Source organism: Bacillus sp. WMMC1349 (genome assembly GCF_013155385.1).
Lineage (GTDB): Bacteria > Bacillota > Bacilli > Bacillales > Bacillaceae > Bacillus.
This window is the reverse complement of record NZ_JABJUQ010000007.1, coordinates 3,771,154-3,791,438: the sequence shown is the minus strand read 5'-3', so window position 1 is coordinate 3,791,438 and position 20,285 is coordinate 3,771,154. Positions and strand designations below refer to the sequence as shown.

At 36.6% G+C, this 20,285-nt stretch carries 19 protein-coding genes and 3 pseudogenes; 15 read left to right on the top strand and 7 right to left on the bottom strand.

The genetic code is table 11. The annotated features are described in order from the left end of the window. The first annotated feature begins 3 nt into the window (after window positions 1-3). The 13 genes from walK (at window position 4) to HOO54_RS21555 (ending at window position 12,225) form a co-directional block, all read left to right on the top strand. Window positions 4-1,845, top strand: coding sequence for a cell wall metabolism sensor histidine kinase WalK (gene walK / locus HOO54_RS21615; RefSeq protein WP_172298977.1), 1,842 nt, complete (start codon window positions 4-6; stop codon window positions 1,843-1,845). Continuing rightward, complete coding sequence (locus HOO54_RS21610; protein ID WP_172298975.1) at window positions 1,835-3,211, top strand: YycH family regulatory protein; 1,377 nt, start codon at window positions 1,835-1,837, stop codon at window positions 3,209-3,211. Before walK ends, HOO54_RS21610 begins: the two co-directional genes overlap by 11 nt. Beyond that, window positions 3,198-4,055, top strand: a complete 858-nt coding sequence (locus HOO54_RS21605; RefSeq protein ID WP_172298973.1) for a two-component system regulatory protein YycI — start codon at window positions 3,198-3,200, stop codon at window positions 4,053-4,055. Before HOO54_RS21610 ends, HOO54_RS21605 begins: the two co-directional genes overlap by 14 nt. Further along, window positions 4,052-4,846 (top strand): MBL fold metallo-hydrolase, encoded by a 795-nt coding sequence (locus HOO54_RS21600; protein ID WP_172298971.1) that lies wholly within the window; start codon window positions 4,052-4,054, stop codon window positions 4,844-4,846. Before HOO54_RS21605 ends, HOO54_RS21600 begins: the two co-directional genes overlap by 4 nt. Before the next feature lie 74 nt (window positions 4,847-4,920). Then, window positions 4,921-6,141 (top strand): S1C family serine protease, encoded by a 1,221-nt coding sequence (locus tag HOO54_RS21595; RefSeq protein WP_172299766.1) that lies wholly within the window; start codon window positions 4,921-4,923, stop codon window positions 6,139-6,141. 357 nt (window positions 6,142-6,498) lie between these two features. Beyond that, a complete protein-coding gene (locus HOO54_RS21590; protein ID WP_172298969.1) occupies window positions 6,499-6,966 on the top strand; it encodes a hypothetical protein in 468 nt (155 codons plus the stop codon). A 22-nt stretch (window positions 6,967-6,988) separates the two neighbouring features. Then, window positions 6,989-7,492: a GNAT family N-acetyltransferase gene (locus HOO54_RS21585; protein ID WP_172298967.1), complete on the top strand. Its 504-nt coding sequence runs from the start codon at window positions 6,989-6,991 to the stop codon at window positions 7,490-7,492. A 317-nt stretch (window positions 7,493-7,809) separates the two neighbouring features. Next, window positions 7,810-8,334 (top strand): DUF4234 domain-containing protein, encoded by a 525-nt coding sequence (locus HOO54_RS21580; protein ID WP_172298965.1) that lies wholly within the window; start codon window positions 7,810-7,812, stop codon window positions 8,332-8,334. Window positions 8,335-8,475: 141 nt separating this feature from the next. After that, window positions 8,476-8,634 carry a CxxH/CxxC protein gene (locus HOO54_RS21575; protein WP_172298963.1) on the top strand — a complete coding sequence of 53 codons (159 nt, stop codon included), beginning with the start codon at window positions 8,476-8,478 and terminating at the stop codon, window positions 8,632-8,634. An 80-nt stretch (window positions 8,635-8,714) separates the two neighbouring features. Continuing rightward, window positions 8,715-9,194 carry a 23S rRNA (pseudouridine(1915)-N(3))-methyltransferase RlmH gene (rlmH, locus tag HOO54_RS21570; RefSeq protein WP_172298961.1) on the top strand — a complete coding sequence of 160 codons (480 nt, stop codon included), beginning with the start codon at window positions 8,715-8,717 and terminating at the stop codon, window positions 9,192-9,194. A 541-nt stretch (window positions 9,195-9,735) separates the two neighbouring features. Next, complete coding sequence (locus tag HOO54_RS21565; protein ID WP_172298959.1) at window positions 9,736-10,602, top strand: exonuclease/endonuclease/phosphatase family protein; 867 nt, start codon at window positions 9,736-9,738, stop codon at window positions 10,600-10,602. A 532-nt stretch (window positions 10,603-11,134) separates the two neighbouring features. After that, window positions 11,135-11,323 (top strand): hypothetical protein, encoded by a 189-nt coding sequence (locus HOO54_RS21560; protein ID WP_172298957.1) that lies wholly within the window; start codon window positions 11,135-11,137, stop codon window positions 11,321-11,323. Between the two features lie 368 nt (window positions 11,324-11,691). Then, the gene (locus HOO54_RS21555) at window positions 11,692-12,225 is read left to right on the top strand and encodes a hypothetical protein (RefSeq protein WP_172298955.1); all 534 of its coding nucleotides are present in this window, start codon (window positions 11,692-11,694) and stop codon (window positions 12,223-12,225) included. 251 nt (window positions 12,226-12,476) lie between these two features. On the opposite strand, the gene tnpB is transcribed toward HOO54_RS21555, so the two are convergent. Together tnpB and tnpA are read right to left on the bottom strand one after the other, a co-directional pair. Next, complete coding sequence (gene tnpB / locus HOO54_RS25275; RefSeq protein WP_172298953.1) at window positions 12,477-12,578, bottom strand: IS66 family insertion sequence element accessory protein TnpB; 102 nt, start codon at window positions 12,576-12,578, stop codon at window positions 12,477-12,479. A 55-nt stretch (window positions 12,579-12,633) separates the two neighbouring features. After that, window positions 12,634-12,855 (bottom strand): annotated as a pseudogene (gene tnpA / locus HOO54_RS25415) (IS66 family insertion sequence element accessory protein TnpA); the annotation flags it as partial. A gap of 415 nt (window positions 12,856-13,270) precedes the next feature. On the opposite strand from tnpA, the gene HOO54_RS21545 reads away from it, so the two are divergent. After that, window positions 13,271-14,263, top strand: a complete 993-nt coding sequence (locus tag HOO54_RS21545) for a virulence RhuM family protein (protein ID WP_172298951.1) — start codon at window positions 13,271-13,273, stop codon at window positions 14,261-14,263. Window positions 14,264-14,315: 52 nt separating this feature from the next. Here the strand turns inward: HOO54_RS21545 and HOO54_RS21540 are convergent. The 3 genes and pseudogenes from HOO54_RS21540 to HOO54_RS21530 form a co-directional block, all read right to left on the bottom strand. Beyond that, window positions 14,316-14,511: pseudogene (locus HOO54_RS21540) on the bottom strand (transposase); the annotation flags it as partial. 239 nt (window positions 14,512-14,750) lie between these two features. After that, a complete protein-coding gene (locus HOO54_RS21535) occupies window positions 14,751-16,196 on the bottom strand; it encodes a DEAD/DEAH box helicase (RefSeq protein WP_172298949.1) in 1,446 nt (481 codons plus the stop codon). Between the two features lie 705 nt (window positions 16,197-16,901). Continuing rightward, window positions 16,902-17,647, bottom strand: a pseudogene (locus tag HOO54_RS21530) (IS4 family transposase); the annotation flags it as partial. Window positions 17,648-18,071: 424 nt separating this feature from the next. Here HOO54_RS21530 and HOO54_RS21525 point away from each other — a divergent pair. Further along, window positions 18,072-18,299, top strand: a complete 228-nt coding sequence (locus tag HOO54_RS21525; RefSeq protein WP_172298947.1) for a hypothetical protein — start codon at window positions 18,072-18,074, stop codon at window positions 18,297-18,299. A 246-nt stretch (window positions 18,300-18,545) separates the two neighbouring features. Here HOO54_RS21525 and HOO54_RS21520 read toward each other — a convergent pair whose 3' ends face one another. Both HOO54_RS21520 and HOO54_RS21515 read right to left on the bottom strand, forming a co-directional pair. Then, window positions 18,546-19,148: a response regulator transcription factor gene (locus tag HOO54_RS21520; RefSeq protein WP_172298945.1), complete on the bottom strand. Its 603-nt coding sequence runs from the start codon at window positions 19,146-19,148 to the stop codon at window positions 18,546-18,548. 14 nt (window positions 19,149-19,162) lie between these two features. Next, the gene (locus HOO54_RS21515; protein WP_172298943.1) at window positions 19,163-20,281 is read right to left on the bottom strand and encodes a sensor histidine kinase; all 1,119 of its coding nucleotides are present in this window, start codon (window positions 20,279-20,281) and stop codon (window positions 19,163-19,165) included. Window positions 20,282-20,285 lie beyond the last annotated feature (4 nt).

The window sequence follows — 20,285 nt, the reverse complement described above, 5'->3', positions numbered from 1 at the left end:
AAAATGAATAAAGTTGGATTTTTTCGCTCTATTCATTTTAAGTTTACGTTAATATACGTACTGTTGATTATCGTGGCTATGCAGATTATCGGCGTATATTTTGTCCAGCAGACGGAGAATTCTCTCCTGAAATCTTTTAATGATGCGCTAGATCAGAGGGTAAACAATCTGGCGTATTATTTAGAACAAGAAATCACGAAAGACAGAAGTGACCCTTCATCAACAACATTAAAAGATGATGCAGAAAAGATACTGAGTGATTTTAGTAAAGAAGGCGAAGTTCTAGAAGTCAGCCTCATTGATAAAAGCTATGAAGTGATTGCAACCTCTAATCCGTATAACCGGGAAGTAGCAGGAAAAAAAACAACAGAGGGTATCATCAAAAGAACGCTTATCGGACAACCATTTGTAAATAAGTTCTTTGATCCTGAACTGGATAGCAGAGTTCGAATTTCAGTTTCACCTATTAAAAAGGCAAATCAAGAAACAATAGGTGCCATCTATGTAGTCGCTTCGATGGACAGTGTCTACAATCAAATTCAAAAAATTAACGCAATCTTAGCCTCAGGCACGATTATAGCTCTTGTCATCACTGGTTTTTTAGGGGTGTTTGTTGCACGGACGATTACCCATCCACTATCAGATATGCGTAAACAGGCGATTGAGTTAGCAAAAGGGAACTTTTCCCGAAAAGTCAGGAAATATGGAAATGATGAAATCGGTCAATTGGGGACGACTTTTAATTATTTGACGAAAGAGCTAAAAGAGGCCCAATCGATGACAGAAGGGGAACGAAAAAAACTTTCCTCTGTTATCGCGTATATGACAGACGGAGTCATTGCTACAAACCGTAATGGCGCCATTATTTTGTTAAATACACCTGCTTTAGAACTGCTAAATGTTTCACGTGAAACTGCGCTAGAAATGCCGATTACGTCATTACTTGGCCTTGAGAATGAATATAAGTTTGAAGATTTAGTTGAGCAGCAGGATTCGCTGATTTTAGAGATTGATCAGGAGGAGCGCATGTCTGTGCTTCGCGTGAATTTTTCGATCATACAAAAAGAACATGGGAAAATTGATGGCTTAATTGCCGTCATTTATGATGTCACAGAACAAGAACAAATTGATCAAGAAAGAAGAGAATTTGTGGCAAACGTTTCCCATGAGCTTAGAACACCGTTGACAACAATGCGAAGCTACCTTGAAGCATTAGCAGAAGGTGCTTGGCAAGATCAAAATATCGCACCAAGGTTTTTAAATGTGGCTCAAAATGAAACGGAACGGATGATCAGGCTTGTTAATGATCTATTACAGCTCTCAAAATTTGATAGTAAAGATTATAAATTTAACAAAGAATGGATTCACTTTATTCGTTTCTACTCTCTTATCATTGAACGCTTTGAAATGACAAAGCAACAGCATGTTGATTTTATTAGTCAACTCCCGAATAGGGATTTATATGTTGAAATGGACCCAGATAAAATTACGCAAGTCTTGGATAACATTATTTCTAACGCTTTAAAATACTCTCCAGAAGGAGGACACATTACATTTTCTGTTCATGTAAATGAAAAAGAAGAACTGCTGTATATCAGTGTGAAAGATGAAGGTGTCGGAATTCCGAGAAAGGATTTAGAACGAATTTTCGAACGCTTTTATCGTGTGGATAAAGCCAGAACAAGGAAATTGGGCGGAACTGGACTAGGTCTAGCGATTGCGAAAGAAATGGTACAGGCTCATGGAGGGGACATCTGGGCTGATAGCATTGAAGGAAGAGGAACAAAGATTACATTTACCTTGCCATATAAAGAAGAACAAGAGGATGATTGGGATGAAGCGTGAAAAAATAAAAACAATGATACTATCCGTTTTAGTACTGATCAGTCTTTTGTTTACCTATAACCTTTGGGGATTTCAAGGAAGATTTGAAAAAGTTGAAGATTCCGGGGTGGAGGTAAGTGACAATGATCCGATTACAAATCAAACAAAACTTTTAAATGAAGTTGTCAAACCGCAGCAAATGTTTGTGCATGATAACGGAAATCACTACTTGCTGAATGATATGACATCTTATCAACAGCTCTGGAATGACATGAGCCGCTGGGAAGTAAAAAACCTTAAAGATATCTCAGATGATATTGACAAACAAGATTTCAAAGATTGGCTTTATGATAATAAAAAAAATAAGGACGATCCGAAATTGGATCTTGTTTTTAATGACAACATTCCAATCAGTGTCATGCAACCACTTTTTAAATGGTCGGCCGCTTCTTATGAATACAATGCTTTTGACAGAATTGTTCTCCCCTTCAAAGAACCAAGTCGAAATAAAAAGATATATTTTGTTTCTTTTAGTAAAGAAACGGTTGTTGAAGCGCAAATTGAATCAGCCAATTATCGAAACATCCTTTCAGATATCTATAAGGGAAGGTCAAAAATGCCCACGTATAAGGCTTTTCCATTAAGCTCTAGGAGAGATGTGTTACTTCCAGTTAACAAATTAAAGTTGACTGAAAAAGAGTACTTTACAGAACCGATCAGTCCTAATCGTTTTAAAAAAGCTTTATTTGATGATCCGCAAATAGTGCGACAGGAATCGAATTTAAACAGACCAGTATATTCGGATGGAACAAGCCTTTTAGAAGTGTACGAAAATAAAAAACAAATTAAGTTTCAACACCGTAATTTAGAACCTAGTTTAACTTATCAAAATGGAGAACTGATTAATAAGAGCTTTAAATATTTAAATGATACTGGAAGTTGGACGGATGACTATCAGTTTCTCAGCTTAAGTGAAAATCAACAAGTAAGCTTTAACATGTTTATGGATCAGATGCCTGTAGTGGATAGTCAAACTCAGCCATTTGGAACGACATCAATTGATATACGTTGGGCCAATAATGATATATTGGATTACAAACATCCGACCTATGTTTTAGGAGCAAATGCAAGTCCTCTCAGTAAAAAAAATAAAGAGATTATGAACGGTCAAAAATTAATGGATTATTTGAACAAACATCGTAAGGAATATAACCGTGATCAAATAGAACAAATTTTCCCTGCTTATGAAATGGTTGCGGTGTCTGATGGACAAGATCCGCTTGTCAAGCTAATACCGACTTGGTGCATAAAAATAAACGGTACATTAAAACTTCTACCGAATGGAGATACAATGATCAAGGAGGGCGTAGCTAGTGGATTGGAATAGAACACAAACAATATTCATTGTCGTCTTCCTTGTTCTCGATATATTTTTGGCAATTCAATACTTTCTAAAACATGAAAACAATCAATTTACGGTTTTAGAAAAGTCGACATTTGAGGAAGATATGAAAACCGACCAGATAACATACGGAGGTTTATCAAAGAAGCCAAAAACAGGTTCTTCGATTTCCGCACAAAAGAGAATTTTTAAACAAAGTGAAATTAGTTCGTTAAAAGGACAAAAGCCGTTAGATTTACCAAAAAAAGAACCGTTGACAGAAATAGAGATGACATTTGAAAAGCCCATTCCTATTAAAACAGATTTAGAGACAACGGCGAAGGAAATCGTCAACAATCAAGTAATTGACGGCAGTAAGTATAAGCTTTGGAAGGTGGATCAATTAAAGAACCGGGTTATTTTCTTCCAGGCTTATAAAGGAAAATTCATTTTCCAGGATCAAAAAGAAAGTGCCAACAATGATATGGGAGAAATCGTACTGTTTTTAAATAAAAACAATGAGTTCGTATCTTATAAACAGTCTATGTTACAAAAAATTAAAGAGGTTAAAACGGAAAACCTCATTTCGGCAGTCGGAGCTGTCGAAGCTCTATATTATCATCCTGATTATTTAAAACCTAACAGCAAGATCAAAAATGCAGAACTAGGGTATTATACGCAATATCCATTGGCTAGTGCTCAAATTTTCGTACCTGTTTGGCGAATCGAGGTTCAGCGTGGGACAAAGGAAAAGGATAACCTCATGTATGAAGAGTTTATTGTTGATGCAAGGGATGGAGCGGTGCTCCAATCAAAGGACAAAAAGGAAAATCGGAGTGAGAGTTCATGAGTTTGCAATTTAGCGTTCTTGCAAGCGGGAGTACGGGCAATGCATTTTATTTGGAAACCGAAGATCATGCCTTTTTAGTGGATGCAGGTCTTAGTGGAAAAGCAATTGAAGGATTGATGACTCAAATTGACCGTAGCTTAGATCAACTTGATGGCATTTTTGTTACTCATGAGCATAGTGACCACATTAAAGGTCTTGGCGTTTTGGCAAGAAAATACGATTTACCTGTTTATGCGAATGAAAAGACATGGAAGGCGATGGAAGGGAACATTGGCAAAATAGACAATGCTCAAAAGTTTGTCTTTCCAATGGAAACGATAAAATCGTTTGGTTCCCTTGATGTTGAATCTTTTGGTGTTTCCCATGATGCAGTAGAACCAATGTTTTATGTTTTTCATTATAATGATCGGAAACTTGCACTGATCACGGATACAGGATATGTTAGTGACCGCATGAAAGGAATTATTAGATCAGCCAATGTTTTTGTGTTTGAAAGTAACCATGATGTCGGAATGTTGCAAATGGGGCGATATCCTTGGAATATTAAACGACGGATTTTAAGTGATATTGGACATGTGTCAAACGAAGATGCGGCACTTGCGATGACAGATGTAATTAGTGATGAAACATCCCGTATTTACTTAGCACACTTAAGTCAAGATAATAACATGAAAGAACTGGCGAGAATGTCAGTACAGCAAACCCTTGCCTCAAAAGGTTTGATATCTGGAGAAACGTTTGAATTATATGATACAGATCCAAAAAAACCAACACCTCTTGCTGCGGTGTAATTTCCCTACAATTAATGATTAATCTGAAAGCTGATGACCACACTATATATGAAGATCTTTGAAAGGATTTGAATATAGTGGAGTTTAATCATGATGAGGAAAAGTACGATCAGGAAAAGAGGAAAAGAAGTTGGAAAAGTTTTTTGATATCAAGTCTAGCTGGAGCCGTAATCGGCGCTTTATTAACCGTACTTGCTCTGCCGTACCTCTCTGAACAAGGCCTTTTGCCATACAAACTTCAAGTGATCGAATTGCGCAATGGAAATGGGACAAAACAGCAAGGAGCAGCACTTCGAAATGTTTCAGTCAATGTAAGTAATGAGGTCACAAATGTAGTTTCAAAAGTGTCTGATTCAGTCGTTGGCGTCATCAATCTTCAAAAAACAGGTGGTGTCTGGGATGGAACCGGTGAAGCTGGAACCGGTTCAGGTGTCATTTATAAAAAGAATGGCAAAACAGCCTACATTGTAACAAACCATCATGTTATTGCAGGCGCGTCACAAATTGAAGTCAGCTTAAATGATGGAACAAGAATTGAGGCAAAGCTAATTGGCAGTGATAAACTGATGGATCTTGCCGTACTTCAAGTCAATAGCAATCAAATTAAAGCAGTTGCTGATTTTGGAAACTCCGATCAGGTAAAAACAGGTGAACCTGTCATTGCGATTGGAAATCCTCTCGGTCTTCAGTTTTCAGGTTCTGTTACACAAGGTATTATTTCTGGTACAGAGCGTGCCGTTCCGGTTGATTCAGATGGGGATGGGCAGCCTGACTGGAATGCCGAAGTACTACAAACTGATGCTGCGATTAATCCAGGGAACAGTGGTGGTGGGCTGTTTAATATTGATGGAAAAGTGATTGGGATTAATTCGATGAAGATTGCAGAGTCCGCTGTTGAAGGAATTGGTCTTAGTATCCCAGCTAATCTTGCAATTCCAGTTATTCATGATCTAGAGTCATATGGAGAAGTCAGACGTCCATACCTTGGAATTGAAATGAAATCACTTGCTGACATCGCAAGTTACCATTGGCAAGAAACACTCAAATTGCCAAAGGACATTACTTCAGGTGTCGCAATTATGGGTGTGCAGCCTATCTCACCGGCGGGAAAAGCAGGTTTGAAAAAGCTTGATGTCATCATCGAATTTGACGGAGAACAAGTTTATGATATCGTCGATCTTCGTAAAGAACTTTACACAAAAAATGTTGGTGAAACAGTGAAAATTAAATATATGCGCAATGGGAAAGAGAAAACGGCCGAAGTAAAACTATCACGTTCCAAATTGGGCAGCTAACCATAAACAGTCTGGCGATCAAGCTGGGCTGTTTTTCTTTATGGCCTAATTATGGCCCAGTAATTGATGTTCGTCAAAAATTGAAAAATGTTTTTTGGATAAAGGAATAAAGACCTGTGAATTGAAAAAATCATGATTCATTTGGAGGTTTTTTCATTTTAGTGAATAAAAAATGGTTTTTTGAAAATAGTGGCGTCCCTACAGTAGCTTTATTTGGGATAATAAGACAACAAAAATGAGTCAAATGTCCTCATGGTTCTTTAGACTTATTGTCTAACAATCACAAAACGCATATATTGATGGGGTGTCCATCTATAGTGAAAATTTTCATTCAATTCATGTATACGGAGGAATGAGATGAGTTATGATTCAACAATGACAATGAAATCGTTGTCAATCAAAAGTGTCCAGAACGTTTTTTTATTGTGTCTTGTTACCTTAGGAGCCTACATCCCATACTGGTTTATTTCTAGGAAAAAAAGTCTTGATATGCTACCCTATCATGATATTCCCTACGCCATACTTAAAGCAATCATTGGTTATTATTTATTTTCTTTTCCTATGGGTTTAACAGCGACTTTTATATTCTCAGACATACACTATAGTATTTACATTCTACTGCATAGGGTGATCATGATTTTATCTGTTGGTGTACTGATTTACTGTGCTCTTATTGTGACAGCCTCTTTAAATAAGCTGTCTGGATACCATCTAGAAAAAGGATCTGTCTTTGCTTTTCTATTGAACATTTTATATATTCAGCATAGAATCAATAAGCTTTCTCAACAAAAACGTGAATATTTAACAATCGTCTCATCATCATAAAGAAGGATGTGAATGCAGGTTTATGTTAAAAGGACTCAATTTACCGAAAAAAAAGACGTCACCTCTTCTGAAACCGATGTCTGAACAAGATTTTGAGGAGTATAAATCATATACGATCAATCATTACGCTATGGAAAAAGTAAAAGCGGGTCTATGGACAGTGGCAGAAGCAATGGAAAAAGCAGAAGAACAGTTTCAACGACTTTTGCCAAACGGATTAGATAGTACAAATCATTATTTATGGTCAATCGTAAACGAAGAGAAAGATGTAATGGGCTGGCTCTGGGTATATATTGATCGCGAGCATCCTCTGAAGGATGCATTTATTTACGATATTGGACTGTATGAAGCTTACCAAGGACAAGGTATCGGGAAATGGGTGTTGAAGACTTTAGAAGAAGAGGCTGAAGAGTTAGGTGTCAAAAAACTGTCTCTCCATGTATTTGCCCACAACAAAACTGCGATACGTTTGTATGAGAAAATGAACTATGAGGTTACAGATTTGCATATGAGCAAACGTCTGTAATCTCACGAGGGTCTTTAAGACTATTTTTTAAATACAAATAAATACGAATGATATTATAGATCTATATTTAACAAAGTAATAAAAAAAGTTAACAACAGAACGTCAAAAAATAGTTATTTAGACTCGTTGACTGGGTTGTTTTTGAGAGTGGAATGTGATTTAGGAACTGTTTTTTATAGATGTTATTTTTTATGTGAAATAAATATTATCAAAAATACTGATATTTTGATGTTAAAATTCTCTATTGTTTTATAGTTTCCTTTTTAGAAGGCCTATAAATAGGTGGGGGCGCAAGAAAGTGAGTTTGAGGAAATAACATGAATGAAGATCAAGATGTAAAGGAATTTCAAAAAATTCGCGTCAAGTATGCCATTTTATTAACGATTGTCACACTCGGAATGTATATTCCATATTGGTTTTTGTCAAGAAGACAAGCTCTTGAAAAGTTTCAAATCAAGATCCCGTATGTTGCTATTAAAGTAACGGTGGTGCTCTTTGTTTTTTCAGTCTTAGAATTTTTATGGATACTAACACCTGTTCAGTACGTGTTAGGTGATCATCTTTTACCGAACGATCACGCTTTTTTGCTCCCATTACAACCAGAAGATAGTTTATTAAAGCATTTTTCGCTGCTATTATTTATCATTGTAAATATTTATAGCAGTTTGCAGGTTCGACAAGCTTTTAAGCAACGGTTTAGCAGTCAGTCTGTAAAAAGATTGTTGACCTGTTTATTTCAAGTTATTTATTTACAGCATATCGTGAATAAGCATGAAATTCTTAGCAAATCATCTCAACACGAAATCAAACACACCATTAGTTTAAAAAGCGTTGACTCCTAGAGGTCAATGCTTTTTTATGTGTGATAAAAACATCTGTGGATAAACACACGAAAACATCTATTAACATGTGAATAAATAGGGTATATTGGAATGAGGAACGTCTTAAAAAAAGAGCTGAATGATAAATTTGGAGGTACACTCATGAAATCTTGTGAGGAACATATTGAAACTGTGATTGATATGTACGTTGATGAAGAAGAACAAGCCCCGGAAATCAAAAAAATCGAACATATACACAACTTATCCACAACCTGTGAATTATGTGATAATCCCGCAGTATATATAGTGGGGAACAAATGATCGGACACTATATACACACAAAATATCCACATCTGTGGATAAACACTCTGAATAACTTGTTCTTAAGGTGGGGATGACCTGTGAATATATCGATTGTAGCCATTGGAAAGTTAAAAGAAAAATATTTGAAACAAGGAATAGATGAATATATAAAACGACTTTCAGCCTATGCAAAAGTTGAGATAATCGAACTGCCTGATGAAAAAGCACCAGAAAATTTAAGCGAACAGGATATGAAAATCGTCAAAGCCAAAGAAGGAGAACGCCTCCTCGCCAAAATCAGCCAAGATGCCCACGTCATTGCTCTAGCGATCGAAGGAAAAATGAAAACTTCGGAGGAATTAGCCGATCATATCGATAGGCTAGCTACATATGGAAAAAGCAAAGTCTGCTTTGTCATCGGCGGCTCACTCGGCCTGAGCGATGATGTGCTGAAACGAGCGAATGACAAGCTGTCCTTTTCACGAATGACGTTTCCGCATCAACTGATGAGGTTGATTTTGGTAGAGCAGGTTTATCGGGCTTTTCGGATTAATCGGGGGGAGCCGTATCATAAATAGAGGCAAAAACCTTTGTAAATAAAAGGGTATTTTATCTTTTGAATCAGATATAAGAGGGATATCTCCTTCGTTTGTGTCTGATTCAAGATAAAGTATGTGAATAAGTGTAAATGTCCTAGAGATATTGAGTTCAGAAAAATCAAATCCAAGTTCAACTGAATTGATAGAACGTGAACGATCCTTCAACTGCATGATTGTAACTTTGTTTAGTAAAAGCTGAAAGAGTTGTTTCTGTTTATCTCTAGATGACTCTTTAAACACATCTATAAACTTTTCGATTAGAGATTTAATGATTTCAGGTTGAATTACCTTTAAATCTGCTGAATTCAATTGAACACTTAACTCGCTTCTTCTCTGTTCTAATTCTGCCTTTTGGTGAGAGACCTTTTGAAGCCTTTCCTGTAATATAGCAATAGGAAGAATATTTTGTTCAAAGGCTTCCATTGGTACATTATATATAGTATATCAGGCCATAACATTTAAGTATTAAGACAATTAGACTTGATAGACTTATCACTAAAATTACTGGGGGGTCCCATGAATGAATAACTTGAAAATGAAGGTATGGAATATAAATGGGCGCAGTGGAGTGCAAAGAGAAAACGAACCGGCTTATACCATACCTTTGTTTATAGCATCAGAATTAATGGGTAAGAATCCTGATGCAAGTACCGCTGATATAATAGTATTAACTGAATTTGTTATAACTACTGGATGGGGAAAGCTCAAATATAATTTAGAAAAAAACGGATATTCTTTGTTCATTTCACATGAGAGTGGTCAAAATGGAATTTTGATCGCACTAAAGAATATTGAAGGGCTAAATCTAGAGTCAGTCGTGAGTACTAGTGAAATGAATACGGAAAAGGTTGAAAGACCGAATTTTCTTCAAGTTACGGTTAAATATAACGGGAAATCACTATCAATCATTGGGGTACGTATACGTGTTGATAAGAAAATCTCACAAAAAGACTTTTTAGACAGAAGAGAGCAACTTGAAGCACTAATAGATCATTTGAGTACGTTGGAAAATATCATTGTTGGTGGTGATTTTAATAACGCGAAAATTAATGGAAACTTGGCTAGAAAATATTCAGAGGTTCGAGAGGAGTATCGTTATACTTCTAAAGGAGAACTTAATGTATCGTATGACACTTATAATTATCATATATTGAAAGATGCAATTGAAGAACGTGGATATTTTTTACACACACCAAAAGGGAACGTCCCTTCATGGGGTAATTACTTTAAGCTAGACCATATCATCACGAGTAAAAGTATTGCTGCATCCAATGTGGAGTATAGTTGGAGTTTTAAAAACAAGAAGAATGGATATGGTGAATTCACCACTAATGATATTAGACTTCCTGATCATGCTATTCTATCAGCAGACATAAGCATTGATTAAGTTAATAGGGAATTCTCATGTCTTCAGTATATTTTCAATTGGACAAATAATAAACAGCGATAACTAAGAAGAAAGATTCGGCAGACTGATAGAGTCTCATGTGATTAAACTTACTTCCTAATGTGGTCTTTTTGATTTATTTTCTAATTATTTACATGGGAGAATCTTATAATAAATTAATTTCATTACTATTAACCACAAAGGTTTTTATCCAAAGTAATAGGGCGCGTTTGGGGTAGAAAAAAGCCAATTCCCTTGCTAGACATAAAGAGGAATTTGGCTTTTTTATCATTAAAAATCCAATAGCTCTCCCAATTGTAAATGTTGTGGCACTGAGTGGTAACTTTTGTAGCAATCATTAGTAAAAAAGATGGCAGAGGTGTTAAATTTCAGTGGCCGTAATAAAAATATAGTCTGTTCTGAATAAAAAAATTATCATAATGGATTCAGAAATAATTTTTTTAAAAATTCCCTAGCAATATAAAAAATTAAAGATACAATGTATAAAAACGTCAGAAAGGAGGGAGTGAAATTGCAATTAAAAGAAGTACTACTACTTTTAAATGATGGGAAATCAATAGCTGATATTGCTGAGCTAGTTCAGAAGAGTGAAAGGCTTATTGTAAATAAATTAAAGAGTGCATCAATCGAGTTTGACTATGAAGAAGGCTCATGGATTATAGGGGTAATCATCCAGAAAAATCGCTCAGCAGGTCAATAACGAATAAAATTGTTATTTTAAAAGAAGACAAAGATTATGTTAGTGGTAATAAAAAAACAATAGTTAAGAATCCTATCCAACGAGACATGGAATTAGAACTTATTAAAGGATATGTCAATGTAGATCATTCGCAGTTATGTAATAAGAAATCTTTCTTCTTGCAGGATGATATATACGTTATATTGAAAAGGACAAGTAGAGAAAGATCTATAAAAATAAATGCACTACTTCATATTTTATTAAGTAAGGGTATTGAATACTATGAATTAAATAATGATATCAATTGAATATAACAAGGGAAATCTCCAACGCTATGAAACCATTTTTTGTGGTTATTGCGCTGGGGATTTTTTGAATTAATAGGAGTGATGGTCATCGAAGGCTATAAAATGAAGCGCGTGGTGGTTAGGGAAGAACTTGTGGAATTGCTAGGTTGTCCCAAAAAAGAACTGCTTCTAAATCAATTTTTATATTGGATAGTGAGAAGATATGATTATGTGCAATTTTATAACGAAGAAATGGTAATCAAGGCTGAGAACAAAAATAAGACTGATGAGGGAGCTTTAGTGCATGGATGGATCTATAAGAATTCCGACGAATTAGGAGCAGAAGTAATACTTAAATCGGCTCCAACAACAATCAGAAGACACTTGAAGCAAACTGTGAAATGGGGTTATTTGCATGAGCGAAGAAACCCTAAAGTCCAATACGATAAGACTTTTCAGTACCGACTAAACACAAATAAGATATTACGTGACTTAAATATATTAGGCTTTAAAATAGATTATTTGCTCTTAATTGACAAGGGAAAACACCAACTTCATTTTGCTAATAGCAAAATGAAGTTTCCATTAAGTATAACGCCGCTACAATACCAGAGATTACTTCAGATAATACACTAAAAATTAAAACAGAAGAATTTATTAGAATTAAAAACTACTATTTAGATTATAGTAAACGAGAAAATCTTACTAAAGGTGATGTGGATTCAATTAATAGAGTACTACAACTTAATATAGGAGTTAGTAATGTGTTAAATACCATTAAAAACAGCTTCGAGGAAGGTAGAGAGATATATTCATTTGTTTATCTTGAGAAAGTCATTAATCTAGAAAATAAAAATAAACTGTCGGAGGGTAAGAAAAAAATGAAATCAATAAACTGTAACTAGAGTAGCTAATCCGTCAATCGATTTTCTCATATCTGTACTTCCACAAGTGAGGTAGACTCGAGCTACAGTGATTTCATTTAACATTCTCTTTCATACCTTTATCACTTCTGCAGAAGGGTAGGATTAAAACCGGTATTCACTACAATGGAAACAGAGTTGATCTTGAGCTGTAGGGATTCAGATACCTCAGGCTTTCATCTTCTATAGCAATTGGAACCCAAGGGTTGTTTGTCTTCATTGTATCACTAGTATTATTAATCCTTTTCATCCAATACTTAAACTGATGAATACTTATGTCATTGGCTTCGCACCATTTAACCTGAGTTTGTCCGCTCACCTTATAATCAGCAATCCTCTGTTTCCACTTTTTATGTAATTATAGATTGGAATTTCTGGTCATAAGAAAACCTCCTCAATTTTATTTGAAGAGATTATCTCATGATTATTTGTTTGTCTATAGTGGGAACTGTTTTACGCTTACAAGGAAACGTTATGTTTTCTTTTTTGTTTGCCAAAACAGATGTGAAATCATATAAGTTTGTAAGGAAATTTTACATAATGGGATTTGGTATCATTATAGATTACAAAAACGTTTCAGGAAATGTAAATATTTATGTAACAGTAATTGTTTAAAAATTCAATTATAGCAACATAGAGATTCTTGATTCCATGCATGTCAATCCATACTTACTCTTATATGAAATGCTATAATAAAGGGAGCAATGGAAGCAGACGAAATACAACATAGATAAAAGAAATACAGGGGAGGAACATTAATGAATAATGAAACAAACATCTTGATTTATCAAACGGAGGAAGGCAATACAAAAATAGATGTTCGGTTAGAAAATGGAACAGTTTGGATGACACAGAAGGCAATTGCTGAGTTGTACCAGAAAGGTGTCAATACGATAAACGAACATGTCAAGAACATCTATGCAGAGGGAGAACTACAGGAATTAGCAACTATTCGGAAAAACCGAATAGTTCAAACTGAGGGTAAACGTGAGGTTGAGCGTGAGGTATCCTTTTACAATCTTGAAATGATTATCGCAATCGGTTATCGTGTCCGTTCCCATCGAGGTACACAGTTCCGTCAATGGGCAACAGAACGTTTGAATGAGTACCTTGTTAAAGGCTTTACAATGGATGATGATCGTCTAAAAGAAATGCGTAACTTTGGACAAGATTACTTTGATGAACTACTTGAACGTATTCGTGATATACGGGCATCGGAGAGAAGATTTTATCAAAAGATTACTGACATTTATGCTACTGCTGTAGATTACGATGCAAAAGCAGAAGTATCAAAAGAGTTCTTTGCAACGGTGCAAAACAAGTTACATTTTGCCATCCATGGACATACTGCTTCTGAATTGATTGCAGAGAGAGCAGATGCAATGAAAGAAAATATGGGCTTAACATCCTGGAAAGGCGATAAAGTACGAAAACAAGATGTTAAAGTTGCTAAAAACTATTTGACGGAGAAGGAAATGAAATCGCTTAATCGAATAGTAACGATGTATCTTGATTACGCAGAAGATCAGGCAGAACGTAATCAACCAATGTACATGAAAGATTGGATTGAGAAGTTGAATGCTTTCCTTCAATTCAATGGGCGAGAAATCCTTGAAAAAGCAGGAAGGATTTCAGCAAAAGTTGCAGAACAATTAGCAATACAGGAATATGAGAAGTTTAATCAAAATAGGTTAGTAAAGAATATTGATAGTGACTTCGATGAATTCATAAAGAAGAATCGGCTAAAATAAGTATTATTGCATTAGTGTTGCGTAAATATTGTTTGAATATCCAGAATCAAAGAACGAGAACATGCAGGCAAAAGACAATCAAGGCAATAAATAGTTGGTTTTGGATGGCCCATTCACTTTGACCATAGAAGGTTTTGATACGGAGATGCTGCTTTATCCACTTAAAAAAACAATTCGATTGCCCAGCGCGATTTGTACATCTGTGAAATGTCTTCGGCACTTACATCAAATCGATTGGTGATCAGAATGTTAGTCATGGCATGGTATATTTTTTTGTCTTTGGCTTCTATTTAAATTTTAATGGAAGCAAGTATCCCCCTCATTTTTAAAGTGAGTGTGATTTAAGATTCTAAAAAGTATAAAAATCTGTGGTTCAGAAATAGGTGGCGGTTCTGAATCCGGCTCCAGCGCCCGAGGGTCTGTACCAACAGGAACGAACCCTCGGAAAAACCTTTTTTTCTTTGCAACATTTGCCTCTTGTGCTTTTTTATTTAATGGCTTTGCTCACTTTTAACTTCTTTCCTTTGATAGTCGCATTCTCCAGGGCTTGTAAAACTAGTGAGCCCTTGCCATTGAGAATATCGACATAGGACATTTGATCATGGATAGTTATAATGCCGATATCCTCTGCTGTGACTCCAGGAATTTTTGCAATCGTTCCAACAAAATCTACAGTACGAATTTTCTTCTTTTTACCACCGTTGAAATGGAGTTTCATAATACCTTTATTGATTCGGGCTGTTTTATTATTTCTTACAATTCGCCTGCCGCTAAGTTTTTCTTCGAAAGCAGCTTTTCTCCCAGACACTTCCAGATGGCTAGGAGCTTCTATTGCAGGTAGCACAAAGCCGATGTATCTTTCAATGGCTTTAATGAATTTTCCTTCAAAAGGTGTCGAAAACGTAATGGCTTTTCCTTTTTTTCCAGCTCGGCCTGTTCTTCCGGTTCGGTGTACATAACTCTCTTTTTCCATAGGAACGTCAAAGTTGATGACAAGCGTCACATTATCAATATCAATACCCCTGGCAGCTACATCAGTGGCCACGAGATAGCGGAAGTTCCCCAGTTTGAAACCTTCCATAACAGAGAACCGTTCTTCTTGTTCTAGACCCCCATGGAGTCTCTCACAAGGATATCCAGCTCTATCTAGTTCGCTATATACAGTATCAACGTGTTCTTTGGTTCGGCAGAAAATCAGGCAACTGTCTGGATTTTCTACAACCGTGACGTCTTTAAGGAGTGAGATCTTTTCTTCTTCACTCACTTCAATTAAAGAATGTTCAATGGTATCGGCTGTCACCTTGGTCGATTCAATCTCAATTTGAATAGGATCTTTCATATATTCATGGCAAAGATTTTCTACATCTTTAGGTAGAGTTGCAGAAAAAACCATTGTTACTCGGTTTGAAGGCAGCTCTTTGATGATTGCTTCCACTTCATCGATGAAACCTTTATTAAGCATCTCATCAGCCTCATCTATGATAAGATACTTTATTTGATCCAAAACTAAGGTTTCTCGTTCAATATGGTCCATGATTCGTCCAGGGGTACCAACGACTACATGAGTTTTTTGTTTCAATTCATCCTTTTGTTTCGAAAAAGGTTCTTTTCCATAAACAGCCACTGCTTTAATGCGTTTAAACCTTCCGATATTCGTAATATCTTCGCGGACTTGAACCGCAAGCTCCCTAGTTGGCGTAAGAATTAAGGCCTGTGGTTTTTTTTCTTCCCATTCAATCATATCGGAAACAGGAATGCCAAAGGAGGCAGTCTTTCCACTTCCTGTTTGGGCTTTTACGACAAGATCTTGATTTTTCAATGCTAATGGTATGACTTCTCTTTGAACTTCTGTTGGAGTTTCGTATTTTAACAAAGCTAGTGCTCTTTCTATTTCTTCGCTTACATGATAGTCCGCAAAACTTCTTTTACTCATTTTTAAACCTCGTTTTTTGTTTTTTCGTCATATGTATATAATTCTCTCCAAGAATTATTATATGCATTATCTGAATATGGTCCATTATACTTGAAAAGTGCGGGACAAAACGGTTTTGTTTTAAATTTTAAAAAGTAACAAAAAGGATGCGTTATTGATCTTAGATAACTTGAGGGGGAAAAGGTAATGAACAATACAATGCTTCTTTTTACAATAGTATTAAAAAATAACTCAGTTCTATTAGGTAAGCCAAAAAACTGCCTAAGTTTTTTTGTATGATAAAGTCAAATAATAGAGGAGGTAGGTATGATAGGCAGTTCCAGTATCGGTTGGCTTTTTCATATCTGCCATGGTTTTGATCACATTTATAGAAATTTTAAGCATAAACTAGCTTAAGTTAGAACTGTCCAAAATTAGGGGGTTAATCCGTAATCACAAACGAATCCATGGACATTAGGCTATCCTAACCCAATTGAGTTCAAACTTGAACAACCTAAAAAAGCCGTCTAGTTAAGTGTTAACATATCAGGGAGCTTCATTTTCTTAAATAATTACTTACTCATTAGTGTTGCATGAATATTATTTGAATGTTCAGAACTTAATTTATTGGAATTTAGAGCCAAAAAGGTGACTACCCAATTAAAGGTGGTTTCATCCACTTGGTTTTTATTTACATTTAGACAGTTGCGACAACGACAATATCCATTAAGGAATCGTTTTTCCTTCAATCTTTCGTAACCAAATATGCGCTGGCTTCCACAATGCAGCACTCAAATAACGGCTAATTTGCAAGGTTTTCCGCTTGCTATTCGTTTCGATTTGAACGAGAACATGCAGGCAAAAGACAATTAAGGCAATAAATAGTTGGTTTTGGATGGCCCATTCACTTTGACCATAGAACTTTTTGATACGGAGATGCTGTTTTATCCACTTAAAAAACAATTCGATCTGTACATCTGTGAAATGTCTTCGGCACTTACATCAAATCGATTGGTGATCAGTTGAAGCTCATTCCCTTTGGAATCAAGCACTTTTATCCGTCGAAAGTAGTTCTCTGCACGGTTTTGAGGTGTTCCAATCAAGACCATTTGATCGGATAAAACAGAAGATTCTTTAGGTAGTTTAAAATCGCAAATTTTCCGTAGTCTAGAAAGGAAAAAGTAGCTATCGTCCGTCATGCGATCAAAGCGCTCATAGTCCAAATAACCACGGTCAAACACATACATGCATTCCTTGTCGTCCACCATGACCTCAAGCTGACCGCGGTCATGTTCCTTTGACGTTGTGATTACAGCCTTTTCAGGATACGAGATCCCTTTTTCCATAAACGCAAGCCGCAAATGCAACTTCACACCGGCTTTTGTTTTACGGAATTCAGCCCACGGATGATGGGTTAGATTTAAGGGCACGGTGCTGGAGTCAATCATTTTTAATGGCATAATGCGGTTTGAATAATAGTTGAAAATTTATTGGTGAAAACCATTGTCCAAATGATGTTTTTCGTGTAATCTTACTCATGAGAGTGTCCTTTATGTTTGGATTTGGACGGGATTACCACCTGACTTATCCATTATAAAGGACTTTTTCTTTGCGTAAAATAAGAAAATTGAACTTTTTGAGTATTTCTAATTGTTCGTTTTATTTAATGCAACGTTAGTGTTATTTACTGTATTGTTTGAAATACCAAATTTTTTAATTGTTTGTCTTTGTGATAGTCCTTCTTCCTCAGGTATGAATTTGATATTATAAAATGAGCCATATTAATCATCCTTTGCGCCTCTCTCTTTAATCCATAGTTTTGTCACTTTTAACATCATAAGAGAGATTATCAAAATTGGAAATCAGCGGGCTCATTTTTTTAAGGGAAGTGAAAAAATGGAAGTTATAAAAGAAATTTTATCACCAAGTAAAGAATATAAAGTTGAAATTATTAAAAGACATGATGGACTTTACACAACAGAAGTCTTTGCGTGGCTTAAATGGGATGACGAGTATTCATATGAGTATTGGAGTCCAATCACACAAGGTTTATCACTGATTCATACAGAAAAAAGAGCGATAAAAATCGGTATTGAACAACTAAAAGAATATTCAGGTGAATGAATCGACTAATGATCAATTTGTTCAAGAAACATGCAAAAAGAGTTTGTTAAGAAAAGTGTGTAAGTTATTTCACATGCGCCTTAAGGTCGTCATGTATTAATAGTTGGTTTACAACCATAGAGGGTGTGAATGTTTGGTGATGGTTGTTATAAAAAAGACTAGCCTAAAACCTAAAAGGTCATAAACCTTTTTAGCCTCAGAAACCCCTATCATGCAATGAACTTCCAATCATCTAGACCACCCTCATCAAACCCATCCCTTTCCCTCTGCAATTCTCACCGCCTCCATCCGGTTTTTCGCATCTAGCTTTTGCATCATTTCAGAAATATAATTCCGGACAGTCCCTGACGACAAGAAAAGTTCTTCGGAGATTTCTTTCGTCGACTTACCAAGAGCCGCGAGGCGCAGGATGTCCTGTTCGCGTTCCGTCAGTGGGTTTGTTTCGCGGATGACGTCGAAGGTGAGTTCCGGGCTGAAGGTTCGTTTACCTTCTGTGGATTTGCGGATGGCTGCTGCGAGCTCCTCGATTTCTCCATCCTTCAGCAAATAGCCGTGGACATTGCTTTTGACAGCGCGTTCAAAGTAGCCGGGGCGGGCAAATGTTGTTAAAATGATAATTTTGCTTTTTGAGCCTCGACTCGCGAGCTCCTCAGCCACCTCTAAGCCGCTTTTGATCGGCATTTCAATATCGATGAGGCAGACATCCGGCTCCAGTTTGAGAATGGCTGTGAGCGCTTCTTCGCCGTTGGACGCCTGGCCGATCACTTTCATATCTTCTTCCAGATCCAACAGGGAGCCTAGCGCGCTTAACAGCATCTTCTGATCCTCGGCAATGAATATCCGAATCATAGCATGTTCTCCTTTCATTCTTTTTTTATCATAGGGATGGTTATTTTTAACACAGCACCATTATGGGTTAAAACGTCAATGTCTCCGTTGATAAGCGCGAGTCTTTCACCCATCCCATGCAAGCCGTTTCCGAACAGCTTTTGCTGATCAATCCCCATTCCGTCGTCCTTGATGACAATGCTCATGTTTTCGCCTGTTTGTGAAATAGAAACGATGCAGTGGGTGGCGCAGCTGTGTTTAACGACATTTGTGACAGCTTCGCGGATACACATGCTGACAATGTTTTGTGTCACAGGAGGGATATTTGAAAAATCGGAGTCTCCCATGTATTCGAATGTTATTCCCGCAGCCCGTAGAATTTGCTGGATGTAGATCAGCTCTTCTGCGATGGTTGCCATTTTCATATCGGACACGAGTTCACGTACTTGTTTTAAGGCCGCTCTTGATGTGATTTCGATTTCTCTGGCTTCTTTTTGTGCCCGATCGGGATCGCTCACGACAGTCCGCTGGACAAGCTGGCTTTTTAGTGTGAGAAGTGACAGAGTATGTCCAAGTGTATCGTGAAGATCGCGGGCAATCCGTACACGCTCCTCACGCTTGATCAATTCCTGAATATGCTGATTTGCCTCATTAAGCTTTTGCTCCAGCTCCATGCGGCGGTTCATGGAACGGATGCCGAATGGTGAAATGAGCATAATGATGAGAAAAGGCAAAAAATAAAAGATCTGGTTACTCAGGGATTCGTCTTTCAGCAGGTGATAGATGAAAGGGCCGACCAATACAGCCACTAAGCTGGCGAGCCCACGCTGGAATGTCTTTTTTTCCCGATAATAGCCGATAAAGTTCGCTGAAAAAAAGCCTAAAAACACAAAGTTGATATCATACAATACACAGTAGATCAAAATAATCGAAAGCTGGATGGCCAACCAATAAGAAAATAATTTTTTTTGCGGTGAAATAAAATAAAGCTGTCGGTATGTCACGCAGAAAAGCAGCAACAAACCAAAACCGATCAGCTGTTTCATCCCTGCCGGCTCATTCGCCAAATAGCTAATCGGCAACAGCAAATAGAGTAGAAAAATATAGGGGAAAAAGCCGTATCGGCTCGGAAACAAGCTGAAGGATTTTTTCATTGTT